Below are 12,060 nucleotides of genomic sequence, written 5' to 3'. Positions count from 1 at the left end.
CCACCGCCCCCGCCCGGCCAGCATCAACCCCAACGGAAGGGCGAGCGCCGCGGTCGCCGTCCAGTTCCCCAACAGAACAAGATGGGCGAACGGCGCGAACCCCACCGCCAGCCCGAGCAGACCCAGCGCGGCGAAGCGACTGCGCAGCGGCACGCCGTAGAGACGTAGAGCACACATCCAGCCGCCGACCAGACATGCGGTCACAAACACCGGCACCAGCACGCACAGCACCCCTCGCGGCAGCAGCACCTGAGGCGCCGCCGCCAGCACCGCGCTCGGCAGATAGAGAAAGTGGGAGTCGTCATACGGCGACCCCCCGGCCCACCACACCCGCGCCGCCCGCACGACGATGCCGTTGTCCATCCCTCCGTCCGAGGTCACCCGGGCCGTACGCACCACGAGGGCACCCAGCACCACCCCGAGCGCCCCCCACAGATGCCACGTCGCCGGTCGTACCAACCACCCGGACATGTCGCTTTTGCGCTCACTCACCGTGTGAACGCTAGGTGCGGGTGCGCCTCTTGGGGCGGACCGGCACACCCTCGGTCCGTCTAAGATGCGCCCCATGAGCTACGGGCAGCAGGGGGGACCCCAGTCCCAGTGGGATCCCTGGAAACCGCATTCCCAGCAGCCGTGGAACAGCGGCGCCGACGAGACACCGGACTGGGCCGCACTCGCCGAGGCGTCCGAGACGCGCAACAAACGGCGCCGGCTGTTCCTCATCGGCGGCGGCGCACTGGCCACCGTCGGCATCGGTGCCGCGGTCGCCGTGGCCGTGGTGTCGGCGAACGACAGCAACTCGGCCTCGAACAAGCCGGCTTCCCAAGCCCCGGGCGCCTCGGGCCTGCCGACCCAGCCCACCGCCCCGTCGTTCGCGTCGACGAGCGCCCCGCCGCCGCTGGACCCGAAGGACTTCATCTCCAGCAAGGCCAAGGACACCGCCCCGCTCAGCGCGGAGATCCTCTTCCCCGGCTCGCAGCTGACCGTGGGCAGCGACACGGTGTACAAGAAGGGCGCCACGGACGACACGAAGAACTGCTCCGCGGCCACCAAGGGCGGCCTGCCGAAGATCCTCTCCGACAACGACTGCACCAGCTTCATGCGCGTGTCGTACGTGAAGGACGGCGTCGCGGTGACGGTCGGCGTGGCGGTCTTCGACAACGCGGCGCAGGCCACCAAGGTCAAGGGCAAGGTCAACACCAAGAAGGACATCATCAGGTCGCTGTCCGGCAAGGGCATCAAGGACTTCTGCACGACCTCGATCTGCCTGTCGACCGCCAACTCCTACGGCCGTTACGCCTACTTCACCATCACCGGCTTCACCAGCGGCAAGAACATGACGGACAAGGACACGGACGCCTTCCAGGTCGGCGAGACCCTGGAGGACTTCGCCTTCCGTCAGATCCGCAGGCGGGGCGAGATCCAGGCGTCGGCAGCGGCCGACGAGTAACGCCCGGCCGCACCGCGCTCCCCCGTCCCCGGGCGGGGGACAATCTCCGCACGAACGTGTCGGGGAGGGGCGGGGGCTGTGCGGATGCGAGGCCGGATCGGGCTGCTCGGCGCGGCAGCGGGTGCCGCGCTGTTGGCGCCGCTGGGCATGTGGGCCTGGCGGGAGGAGACGGACGGGCGACCGGGCGGGCCCGCGCTCGTGCCCACCGACCTGCGGACCCGCGACCCGGAGGCGACGCTCGCCGCACGCCGGGTGTACGCCCTGCTGGCGGGCCTGGAGAACGACGCCCGCCGGGGCCGCCCGAGCCGCACGGTGATCGGGCAGCACGTCGAGCTGCACAACGAGCGGTACAACCCCGGGTACGGCGACTACCGGGGCACGAAACAGCCGGGCTACTACTACCGCAAGGCCCGGGACATCACCGGCCGGCTGCCCGGCTTCGTGGAACTGGACCTCGGGCCGGGCTACGACCGTCCGGGCTGGGCGGTGGGTGAGTCCCGCTCCTACTCCCGCGCCTGGCCGAGCTGCCGGCCGCGCTGGGGGTACACCGAGGACGCGGTGGACCTGGCGGTCGGCGTGTGGGCGGGCCTGCCCCGGCCGGCCGACGGCTCGTACCGTCCCACCGGCAGCCACACGGACTGCGCCGACGGCACCGAGGTCTCGCTGCCGCGGGGCGACGGCGGCCCGGCGGGCATCGTCGGCTTCTCCTTCCACCAGCCCTACCCGGGCAGCCCCGTCAAGGGCTTCGCGCAGACCCTGCACCGCAACTCGCCCGGCGCCCGGGAACCGGACTGGTTCACCCGGGTGGTCACCCCGGGCAGCGCCGAGCACGGACACCTGCTGCAGGACCTCGCCTTCCTCGCCGACCACCTCGGCTACCTCGCCGAGCGGGGCGTGCCGGTGCTGCTGCGCCCCTACCACGAGATGAACACGGCACCCGGCCGTGGCTTCTGGTGGGCGGGCCAGGACCCGGCCGCGTTCCGGCGGCTGTGGCGGCTGACGTACGACTACCTCGTGCACCGGCGCGGCCTGCACAACCTGGTGTTCGTGTGGGCACCGAACTCCTGGGAGGGGGCGTACGCCCGAGAGCCGCGGGACTACTACCCGGGTGGCCGCTACGTCGATGTCGTGGGCGTCGACGACTACAGCGACGCCCCGGCGAAACCTTTCGGCACGGGCGCCTGGACGGAGGTCTGGTACCGGGGCCTGGAGCCGTACCGCAAGCCCCGCGTCATCGCCGAGTCCTTCCATGTGCCGCTCAACTCCGCCCGGCCGGACACCCTGACCAGGACGCCGTGGGTGCTGTGGACGGTGTGGGGCCAGGCGCTGTCGTACGAGAACCTCTCCGAGCCCCGGCACAAGAACAGCGATGCCGATGTGAAGCGGACATACGGATCACCGAAGGTCATAACGGCCGGAGATTTCGTTAATGTTTGAACACATCTTTCTCACATCAGTTCCATGTACAGCCACATATGTGCAAGGATCGGCCATCTGTTCGGCCTGTTGTTTGGGCGCCTGGGGGGGCATCTGAGCGGCGACAGGGCCGAAGCGCCAATGAAGGCGTTGGGGGGCAGGAGCCCGAAGTAGACGTGCCGTGGTGCGCCGTGTCGTGCCATGGCCGAGATCTGTTGCTGCCTCAACGCACCACCGATCTCACGGGAGTTCCGCAGTCGTCATGGCTACGACAATGGTCGAGGGGGGTGTGCCGCATTCGCGGCACAACGCAAAGCTGGCCAAGCGCACGGCATCCTGGAAGCCGGGCATTCTGCCCTTCCTGCTGCCCTTCGTGCTGCTGGTCGCCTTCGGGCTCTGGTCCTATCGCCCCAGTTCCTCTCCACTCAGCTGGGCACTGACAGTCGTCTGGTCCCTGCCGGTCGTCGGTGTGCTGGTCGGCATCCAGGGCGCCCTGCTCATCCGCCGCCGGGTGCGCCAGAGCGACCGGATGACCCCGGCCGCGCCGGCCGACCAGGACTTCCTGATCGTCCTGTGCCCGACCATCGGACGGCACGACACCTACCCGGCCCTGGAGCGCTCGGTCCTCTCCTACGTCGAGCACATGCCGGAGTGGTTTCCGTACATGCGCGTCGACATCCTCACCGAGGAGGGCTGCGAGGCGACGGAGGCCATCGACCGGCTCGCCGCCTCGCACCCGCTGATCCGGGTGATCACCGTCCCCAAGGCCTACGTGCCCGCCAACGGCACCCGCTTCAAGGCCCGCGCCAACCACTACGCCCACGAGCTGCGCATCGAGGAGGGCGAGGCCCTCGACCACGTCTGGGTGCTGCACATGGACGACGACACCGGCGTCGGCCCCGACACCGCCTCCTCGCTCGCCCAGTTCATCAACCGTCAGCGCCGTGCCCACCCCGACGAGGCCAAGCACATGGCGCAGGGCATCCTGACCTATCCCCGCGAGAACGCGGTCAGCCTCTTCACCTGGCTCGCCGACGCGGTACGCCCCGCCGACGACATCGCCCGCTTCCGCGCGCTGACCGGCCTGGGCACCCCGGCCGCCGGCGTACACGGCGAGCTGCTGGTCATTCGCGCCTCCATCGAGGCCACCATCGGCTGGGACTTCGGCCCCAAGGAGATCGTCGAGGACGCTCGCCTCGCCCTCACCTTCTGCCGCAAGTACCCGGGCCGCAGCGACTGGTTCAACGGCCGCTGCTACGGAGCCTCCCCCGCCAACGCCCGTGACTTCGTCAAGCAGCGCGACCGCTGGGCCTGGGGCCTGGTGGCCCTCTGCTTCAACAAGGCCGTCCCCTGGCGCTACCGCTGGTTCCTGTCGATCTGCGTGGCCACCTGGATCCTCGGCCCGCTCCAGCACATCGTCGCCGTGCTCTGCATCGGCCTCCTCGTCGGCGACATGAACACCTCCCCCGTCACCCAGTCGATCGTCATCCTCTGGGCCTTCAACTTCGCCTACGTGATCTGGACGTACTGGGAGGGACTACGGCTCAACGCGCTGGCGTCGGTCAGCGGTCGGCGCAAGTGGTGGGAGCCGATCGTCGTGGTCGCGCTCATCCCCGTCTTCTCGGTCCTGGAGGGACTCGGCGGCTTCAAGGGCTTCCTGAAGTTCGTCCGCCGCGAGGAGAACAAGTTCGTCGTGATCGCCAAGCCCGCCTGACCCGCCCGGAAGACGACTGATATGCGTTCGCGACTGCCCCTTCTCGCCATTTTCCCGGTGACCGTCCTCAGCCTGGTGCTGGGCGCGCCCTTCGTCCTCGGCGACCACCCGGTCCGCTGGGAGTCGGGCTCCGCCCTGCCCCGGATCGTCCGGGACGGCTCCGCCACATCCGACAGCCCCTCCGGCGGCTCCTCCGACACGACGTCCGCGACGTCCCCCGGTTCCTCCGCCGACTCCTCCTCCGACGGCCAGGCCCTCAAGGTCACCAAGGCCTGGAAGCCCGGCATGCCGCAGTGGGGTGTCCAGCTCTACTGGGAGGAAGAGAAGAAGAAACGTTCAGACACGTTCATCGAGAACCAGGCCCGCAAGCACGCCGAGTACCTCATCGGCCTGGGCGCGAACTCCGTGTCCGTCTCCTTCCCCTTCTTCACCGGGGGCCCCACGTCCAACAAGATCTCGGCCAAGGACAAGACCCCGTCCCCGCAGCGGCTGCAGCGGGTCCTGAGCGTGTTCGAGGACGCCGGCTTCCGCACCAGCGTCCGCCCGATCATGGACGAGGCGGCCCTGAATCCGCCCACCGGCTGGCGCGGCAACATCGAACCCGCCTCCCGTTCCGCCTGGTTCGGCTCCTACGAGGACTTCCTCACGCCGTATCTGAAGGTCGCCGAGCAGACGAAGGCGGACACCTTCGTCATCGGCACTGAACTCAACTCCATGGAGGGCGCCCCCGGTTGGGACGCACTGGTCGCCTCCGCGGAGAAGACCTTCTCCGGCGAGGTGGCCTACGACGCCAACTGGGACAACTACGTCGCCCGCCGCATCAACATGCCGGTCAGCCACCTCGGCGTGGACGCCTATTTCCCCGTCAAGGTGCCCGACACCGCCTCCGTGGACCGGCTGGTCGAGGGCTGGAACGACTGGCTGGACAGGAAGGCCACCGGCGACCTGCCCAACATCACCATCGCCGAGGCCGGCATCGGCGCCATGAACGGCGCCTACCACGCACCCGGCGACTTCTACACCAAGCGAGCCGTCAACCCGGAGGTCCAGGCCACCTGGTACACGGCCGTCTGTCAGGTCGTCCAGGAACGCCGTATGCAAGGCGTCTACTGGTGGTCGATCTGGTTCGACGACGATCCGAGCACCCCTCCGGACGACAAGACCGCGTCCCGTCTGGACTTCGCCGGCCGCCCGCAGAGCGAGAAGGCCATCAAGTCCTGTTTCACCTCCGACTACGCAGGCCCGGGCAAGACAGCCCAGTAACAACCAGCACTGGAGATCCCCCCACGCCTCCATCACCCGTCCCCGCAACCCAAGGCGGACACCACATGACTGAAGCGATCCTTCTCGTGGGCGGTCAGGGCACCAGACTCCGGCCCCTGACCAGCCACATCCCCAAGCCGCTGCTCCCCGTCGCCGGGGTGCCGTTCCTCACGCACCAATTGGCGCGCGCGGCCGCCGCAGGGGTCACCCGGATCGTTTTCGCCACCTCCTACCTGGCGGAACTCTTCGAGGACGAGTTCGGCGACGGCAGCCGCCTCGGTCTGGAGCTGGAGTACGTCGTCGAGGAGACCGCCCTCGGCACCGGCGGCGCCATCCGCAACGCCACCGAGCGGCTGCGCAGCGCCCCCGGCGAGCCGGTGCTGGTCTTCAACGGCGACATCCTCTCCGGCGTTGACCTCGCCGCCCTGCGCGACGGACACCGCGCCTCCGGGGCCGACGTCACCCTGCATCTCAAGCGGGTCGCCGACCCCCGCGCCTTCGGGCTGGTGCCCACCGACGCCGAGGGGCGGGTCCAGGCGTTCCTGGAGAAGCCCCAGACGCCGGAGGAGATCACCACCGACCAGATCAACGCGGGCTGCTACGTCTTCACCCGCTCCGTGCTCGACCGCATCCCGGCCGGCCGGGTCGTCTCCGTGGAACGGGAGACGTTCCCCGAGCTGCTCGCCTCCGGCGCCCACGTCCGCGGTGTCGTCGACGACGCCTACTGGCTCGACCTCGGCACCCCGGCCGCCTTCGTCCAGGGCTCGGCCGACCTGGTCCGCGGCGAGGTCGCGTCCCCGGCGCTGCCCGGCCCGGTGGGCGACGCCCTGGTCCTGCCCGGCGCCCATGTGCATCCCAGCGCCGTGCTCAGCGGCGGCACGGTCGTGGCCACCGGTGCCGTGGTAGGCGAGGGCGCCGTCGTCGAGGGCAGCGTGCTGCTGGCCGGCGCCGAGATCGCCGCCCGGGCCAGCGTGCACCGCTCCGTGGTCGGACGACGCGCCCGCGTCGGCGAGGGCTGCGTCCTGGACTCCGTGGTCATCGGCGACGCAGCCCGGGTGGCAGAGGGCAACGAACTCCCGCCCGGCCTGCGCATCGCCTGCGGAGCCCACCTGCCCGCCCACGGTGTGCGCACCTCCGCCTCCCCCGTTCCCTGCGCCGCGCAGGGCATCGCTCACTCTGGAGTACCCCATGCATCGTCAGCCGCCCACTGACCCTCCGGTCCCGGACGGCCAGGGTCAGCACGGGTACCCCGGCTACCAGCAGCAGGGCTACGGGCAACAGGCCTACGGCCAGCAGTACGGCGGCGACCAGTACAACCACCCGCCCGTCCCGCAGCAGTACGTCGTACCCCACATCCCCCAGCAGCCGCAGCCGGACCCGTCGTACCCCCCGTACGACACATTGGTCGCGACCGCCGAGCCCACGCCGGTACCCGTCGCGAGGCCGGAGCCCGAACCGGAACCCGATCCGGAGTCCAGGCCGGCCCCGCTGCGCTCCCGCTTCCAGGCTGTCGACGGTCTGCGCGGCGTAGCCATCCTGTCGGTGCTGCTGTACCACACCAACTGGTTCAGCAACGGTCTGTTCGGCGTGGACGCCTTCTTCGTCCTGTCCGGCTTCCTCACCACCCTGCTGCTGATCCGCGAGGTCGAGCGCACCGGCCGCATCCGCATCGGACGCTTCTACCGCCGCCGTTTCAAGCGCCTGTTGCCCGGTCTGATGGTGACGCTCGGCCTGGTGGTCGGGATCTCCTATCTCGCCAGTCCGCTGAAGGAGGCCCAGACGGTCTCCGAACAGGCGCTCGGCGCGCTGCTGCAGATCGGCAACTGGGCCCAGATCGCCCGCGGCGACGCCTACTGGGACCACTTCGGGGCCATCCAGCCGCTGTCGGCCATGTGGTCGCTGAGCATCACCGAGCAGTTCTACGTGGTGTGGCCGCTCGTCCTCGTCGTCGCCTTCGCCGCCTTCCGCCGGCGCGTGCTGCCCGTCGCCGTGGTCACGGTGTTGCTGTTCGGCGTGTCGGCGCTGGTCGCGCCCGTGCTGTGGCGAGGGGGCAACCACGACACCGACTTCCTGTACCTGGCGACGCAGACGCGCGCCGTCGCCTTCATGGCGGGCGGGGCCGCCGCGTTCGTGGTGTATCTGGTGCAGCGCCGGGCAGCGCGCCGCGACAGCGAGGGCAGTGCCGGGTACCACCTGGCGACGGTGACCGGGATCCTCTCCCTGGCCGCTGTGATCTACCTCAGCATCAAGGTCAGCACCTACCATGAGCCCCTCCTGTACCAGGGCGGCCTGGCGGTCGTGGCGTTCCTGATCGCGCTCACCGCGGCCTGCCTCAGCACGGACCGCGGCCCGCTGGCCCGAGCCCTCCAGCTCAAGCCGCTCATGGAGATCGGCCAGATCTCCTACAGCCTCTACCTGCTCCACCTGCCGGTGTACTGGCTGCTGCTGATGGTCTACCCCGACATGAAGCCGTACGCCCTGTTCCTGCTGGGCACCGGGCTGACCTGGCTGCTGTCGATGGTCATGCACTACACGATCGAGCAGTACCGGGTCCGCGACTGGCGCCCCGCCAAGGCGATCCCCCTGTTCACCGCGGCGTCGCTGGTCATCGGCTTCGGCTCCTGGTACCTGCCCGCCCACATCGCCGACACGATGCGCCCCGACGGCAAGCCGCTGGTGCTGACCCTGGGCGACTCGATGGCGGAGGACTTCGCGACGGCGCTGGCCGACCATGGCGACAAGTACGCCGTGGTCGACGGCGGCCAGCGCGGCTGCGGTGTCATGACACCGCAGGCGGTCCGCGACCGTACCGACGAGGTCTTCGAGAACTGGGACTCCTGTCTCAAGTGGGAGGAGTTCTGGACCGACCAACTCGAAGGCTCCCAGCCCGATGCGACACTCATCCATCTGGGCTGGGACGCGGCGGAACAGAAGATCGACGGCAAGTGGCTGAGCGCCTGTAGCCCCGCCTACAAAGCCCGCTACGTCCAGCAGCTCGGCAAGGCCGTGAAGCTGATCCACACGGAGTCGCCCGAAACCGAGATCCTGCTCATGAACGAGCGGAACTACAACGGCGCGATCACATCCGACTGGGGAACCTGCTTCAACGAGGTCGTCGCCGAGTTCGCCGAGTCCTCCAAGACCGAGGTGCACCTGGTGGACCTCGACGGGTTGCTGTGCGACACCAAAGGTTGCCGCCAGACCACGGACGACGGTGCACGCCTCTATCCCCAGGGTGACGACGTCCACCTCTCCAAGGCCGGCCTCCGGTTCGTCGCCCCGTGGCTGGAGGAGCAGCTGGCCGCGTCCCTGAAGTCCTGACCCCACCCAGCCTGTCCGGCGGGGCCTCCCACCGGACAGGCCGTCAGCCGCAGCACCCCGCGCTCGGCGGCAACGACCGCTTGTTCCGCGCCTCCTTGCTCCGCGCAGCCAGCAACTCGTCGGCCGGATAGCCCACTTCCTCCAGCGTCAGCCCATGCGGCCGCACCACATGCACGGCCGAGTCCCGCACCCCCGCGGCAAGCACCTTCCCGGGCCAGTCCGCCGGCCGATGCCCGTCCCCCACGAACAACAGCGCCCCGATGAGCGACCGCACCATGTTGTGACAGAAGGCGTCGGCCCGCACGGTGGCGGTGACGATCCCGTCGTCCCCCCGCACCAGACTCAGCTCCTGCAAGGTGCGAATGGTCGTGGCCCCCTCCCGCTTCTTGCAGTAGGCGGCGAAGTCATGCTCCCCGAGCAGCCGCCCGGCCGCCTCGTTCATGGAGTCGACGTCGAGGGGCCAGTCGTGCCACAGAACATGACTACGCAGCAGCGGATCGACACCCCCCGGATTGTCGGTGACCCGATACGCGTACCGCCGCCAGACCGCCGAGAACCGCGCATTGAACCCGCTGGGCGCCTCCCTGAGTGCCCACACCCGCACATCCTTGGGCAACCGCCCGGCAAGCCGCTTGAGCAACTTCTCGTGATGCTCGCGCCAGACGGCCTCCGGCAGATCGACATGCGCCACCTGCCCCCGAGCATGCACCCCGGCATCCGTACGCCCCGCCACGGTCAACTCATACGTCGCGCCCCCCGACCGCGTGACGGTCCGCAGCGCATCCTCGATCTCCCCCTGCACGGTCCGCCGCCCGCCGGCCTGCTTGGCCCACCCGGAGAACTCGGTCCCGTCATAGGACAGATCAAGACGGATACGAACATGCCCGGCCGCTACTTCATCACTCACGTACAGATCCTCTCAGGAACACAAAAGCGGGCCCGCCCCTCGAAAGGAACGGACCCGCCAACGCCCTCAAGGGGCGCGGGACTGTGTCGATATGCGGCTCCGCCGCGTGGGCGCGACAAGCCACGACGCCGCCGCAGCCGCAACCGAACAGCCCCCGGCAGACGCTTAGGCGTCCTTCGACTCCTCGGCCGGAGCCTCAGCAGCGTCCTCGACCTTGGTCGTGTCGACCTTGGTCTCGGCAACCTCGGCAACCTCGGCGTCCTTGGCAGCGCGCTTGGTGGCGGCCTCAGCCTCACCCGTCGCCTCCTGCGCAACCGTCAGCGCCTCGACCAGCTCGATGACAGCCATGGGCGCGTTGTCGCCACGACGGTTACCGATCTTGGTGATCCGGGTGTAACCACCGGGACGGTTCTCGTACCGCGGGCCGATCTCGGTGAAGAGCGTGTGGACGACGCTCTTGTCCGTGATGACCTGGAGCACCTGACGGCGGTTGTGAAGGTCACCCTTCTTCGCCTTGGTCACCAGACGCTCGGCGTACGGCCGCAGACGACGGGCCTTCGCCTCGGTGGTGGTGATACGACCGTGCTCGAAGAGCGCCTTCGCGAGGTTCGCGAGGAGCAGCTTCTCGTGCGCGGCACTGCCGCCCAGACGGGCACCCTTGGTGGGCTTCGGCATGTTGTTTCTCCTGTGTGTCTGCCCCGGCCGTGTCAGGTACCGGGGTCAGTATCCGAGCAGGCGGTCGCCTGTCGGAGATCCGGGGCGTCCCCGAAGGGGCGCCCCGGAAGGGGCGCGGGGAACTGCGCGACCAGCCACAACCGGCCCGCAGAAGCAGTACGGCCTCCCCGCGGAGCTCTTAGTACTGCTCGGTCTCGACGAATCCGGCGTCCGCGTCGTCGTCGGCACCAAAGGCGTCGGCGGCGGCGGTCGGGTCGAATCCGGGCGGGCTGTCCTTCAGGGCCAGGCCCATACCGGCCAGCTTCGCCTTGACCTCGTCGATCGACTTCGCACCGAAGTTACGGATGTCGAGCAGGTCGGCCTCGGAACGAGCCACGAGCTCACCCACGGAGTGGATGCCCTCACGCTTGAGGCAGTTGTACGACCGAACGGTGAGCTCGAGCTCCTCGATCGGCAGCGCCAGATCAGCGGCAAGGGCGGCGTCCGTGGGGGACGGACCCATGTCGATGCCCTCGGCGTCGATGTTGAGCTCACGGGCAAGCCCGAACAGCTCGACCAGCGTCTTACCCGCAGAGGCCATGGCGTCACGCGGACGCATCGCCTGCTTGGTCTCGACGTCGACGATCAGCTTGTCGAAGTCGGTGCGCTGCTCGACACGAGTGGCCTCGACCTTGTACGTGACCTTCAGAACCGGCGAGTAGATCGAGTCGACCGGGATGCGACCGATCTCCTGACCCACCTGCTTGTTCTGAACAGCCGAAACGTAACCACGGCCACGCTCGACCGTGAGCTCCATCTCCAGCTTGCCCTTGCCGTTGAGCGTGGCGAGGACCAGGTCGGGGTTGTGCACCTCGACACCGGCCGGGGGCGCGATGTCGGCGGCGGTGACCAGACCCGGGCCCTGCTTGCGCAGGTACATCACGACGGGCTCGTCGTGCTCCGAGGAGACGACCAGCTGCTTGATGTTGAGGATCAGGTCGGTGACGTCCTCCTTGACGCCCGGCACGGTGGTGAACTCGTGCAGAACGCCGTCGATGCGGATGGACGTGACCGCCGCACCCGGGATCGAGGACAGGAGGGTCCGGCGAAGAGAGTTGCCGAGGGTGTAACCGAAGCCCGGCTCCAGCGGCTCGATCACGAACCGGGAGCGGAACTCGTCGACGACCTCTTCGGTCAACGAGGGACGCTGAGCGATCAGCATGTGTGGATCAGATCCTTCTTTCGTGGACGCCCGCTATTTGACGCCCGACGGAACCGCGCCGCATACACAGCGCGGGGTACTACAAGGGTACGGGCGATACGACCCTTACAGAG

Annotated in this window: 9 protein-coding genes and 1 pseudogene; 6 read left to right on the top strand and 4 right to left on the bottom strand. The window is 69.0% G+C overall.

Annotated features, from left to right (window positions below; translation table 11 throughout):
* Positions 1–471, bottom strand: a pseudogene (locus L0P92_RS07820) (hypothetical protein); the annotation flags it as partial.
* Between the two features lie 94 nt (positions 472–565).
* Here L0P92_RS07820 and L0P92_RS07815 point away from each other — a divergent pair.
* The 6 genes from L0P92_RS07815 (at position 566) to L0P92_RS07790 (ending at position 9,164) form a co-directional block, all read left to right on the top strand.
* Entirely contained in the window at positions 566–1,450 is an 885-nt protein-coding gene (locus tag L0P92_RS07815; protein WP_234761765.1) for a hypothetical protein, read from the top strand.
* A gap of 84 nt (positions 1,451–1,534) precedes the next feature.
* The gene (locus L0P92_RS07810) at positions 1,535–2,887 is read left to right on the top strand and encodes a glycoside hydrolase family 26 protein (protein ID WP_234761764.1); all 1,353 of its coding nucleotides are present in this window, start codon (positions 1,535–1,537) and stop codon (positions 2,885–2,887) included.
* A gap of 241 nt (positions 2,888–3,128) precedes the next feature.
* On the top strand, positions 3,129–4,580 hold the full coding sequence (locus L0P92_RS07805; RefSeq protein WP_234761763.1) for a glycosyltransferase family 2 protein: 1,452 nt from the start codon (positions 3,129–3,131) through the stop codon (positions 4,578–4,580).
* A 57-nt stretch (positions 4,581–4,637) separates the two neighbouring features.
* A complete protein-coding gene (locus tag L0P92_RS07800; RefSeq protein WP_234761762.1) occupies positions 4,638–5,843 on the top strand; it encodes a glycoside hydrolase family 113 in 1,206 nt (401 codons plus the stop codon).
* Positions 5,844–5,908: 65 nt separating this feature from the next.
* A complete protein-coding gene (manB, locus tag L0P92_RS07795) occupies positions 5,909–7,054 on the top strand; it encodes a mannose-1-phosphate guanylyltransferase (protein WP_234761761.1) in 1,146 nt (381 codons plus the stop codon).
* A complete protein-coding gene (locus L0P92_RS07790) occupies positions 7,032–9,164 on the top strand; it encodes an SGNH/GDSL hydrolase family protein (protein ID WP_234761760.1) in 2,133 nt (710 codons plus the stop codon). Before manB ends, L0P92_RS07790 begins: the two co-directional genes overlap by 23 nt.
* A 43-nt stretch (positions 9,165–9,207) precedes the next feature.
* Here the strand turns inward: L0P92_RS07790 and truA are convergent, their stop codons facing one another.
* The 3 genes from truA to L0P92_RS07775 all read right to left on the bottom strand — a co-directional run bounded on the left by truA (position 9,208) and on the right by L0P92_RS07775 (position 11,947).
* Positions 9,208–10,071, bottom strand: a complete 864-nt coding sequence (truA, locus tag L0P92_RS07785; protein WP_234761759.1) for a tRNA pseudouridine(38-40) synthase TruA — start codon at positions 10,069–10,071, stop codon at positions 9,208–9,210.
* A 165-nt stretch (positions 10,072–10,236) separates the two neighbouring features.
* Positions 10,237–10,746 carry a 50S ribosomal protein L17 gene (rplQ, locus tag L0P92_RS07780; RefSeq protein WP_234761758.1) on the bottom strand — a complete coding sequence of 170 codons (510 nt, stop codon included), beginning with the start codon at positions 10,744–10,746 and terminating at the stop codon, positions 10,237–10,239.
* Positions 10,747–10,924: 178 nt separating this feature from the next.
* Positions 10,925–11,947: a DNA-directed RNA polymerase subunit alpha gene (locus L0P92_RS07775; protein WP_003966937.1), complete on the bottom strand. Its 1,023-nt coding sequence runs from the start codon at positions 11,945–11,947 to the stop codon at positions 10,925–10,927.
* Positions 11,948–12,060 lie beyond the last annotated feature (113 nt).

It is taken from the genome of Streptomyces muensis (assembly GCF_021474425.1).
Taxonomy (GTDB): Bacteria; Actinomycetota; Actinomycetes; order Streptomycetales; family Streptomycetaceae; genus Streptomyces; species Streptomyces muensis.
The sequence above is the reverse complement of the archived record's forward strand: the minus strand, read 5'-3'. Positions and strand labels throughout refer to the sequence as shown.

What these genes read in the sequence shown, in the direction of transcription:
- L0P92_RS07815 (WP_234761765.1), top strand. Translation starts at nt 566, where the DNA reads ATGAGCTACGGGCAGCAGGGGGGACCCCAGTCCCAGTGGGATCCCTGG.
- L0P92_RS07810 (WP_234761764.1), top strand. Translation starts at nt 1,535, where the DNA reads ATGCGAGGCCGGATCGGGCTGCTCGGCGCGGCAGCGGGTGCCGCGCTG.
- L0P92_RS07805 (WP_234761763.1), top strand. Translation starts at nt 3,129, where the DNA reads ATGGCTACGACAATGGTCGAGGGGGGTGTGCCGCATTCGCGGCACAAC.
- manB (WP_234761761.1), top strand. Translation starts at nt 5,909, where the DNA reads ATGACTGAAGCGATCCTTCTCGTGGGCGGTCAGGGCACCAGACTCCGG.
- L0P92_RS07790 (WP_234761760.1), top strand. Translation starts at nt 7,032, where the DNA reads ATGCATCGTCAGCCGCCCACTGACCCTCCGGTCCCGGACGGCCAGGGT.
- rplQ (WP_234761758.1), bottom strand. Translation starts at nt 10,746, where the DNA reads ATGCCGAAGCCCACCAAGGGTGCCCGTCTGGGCGGCAGTGCCGCGCAC.
- L0P92_RS07775 (WP_003966937.1), bottom strand. Translation starts at nt 11,947, where the DNA reads ATGCTGATCGCTCAGCGTCCCTCGTTGACCGAAGAGGTCGTCGACGAG.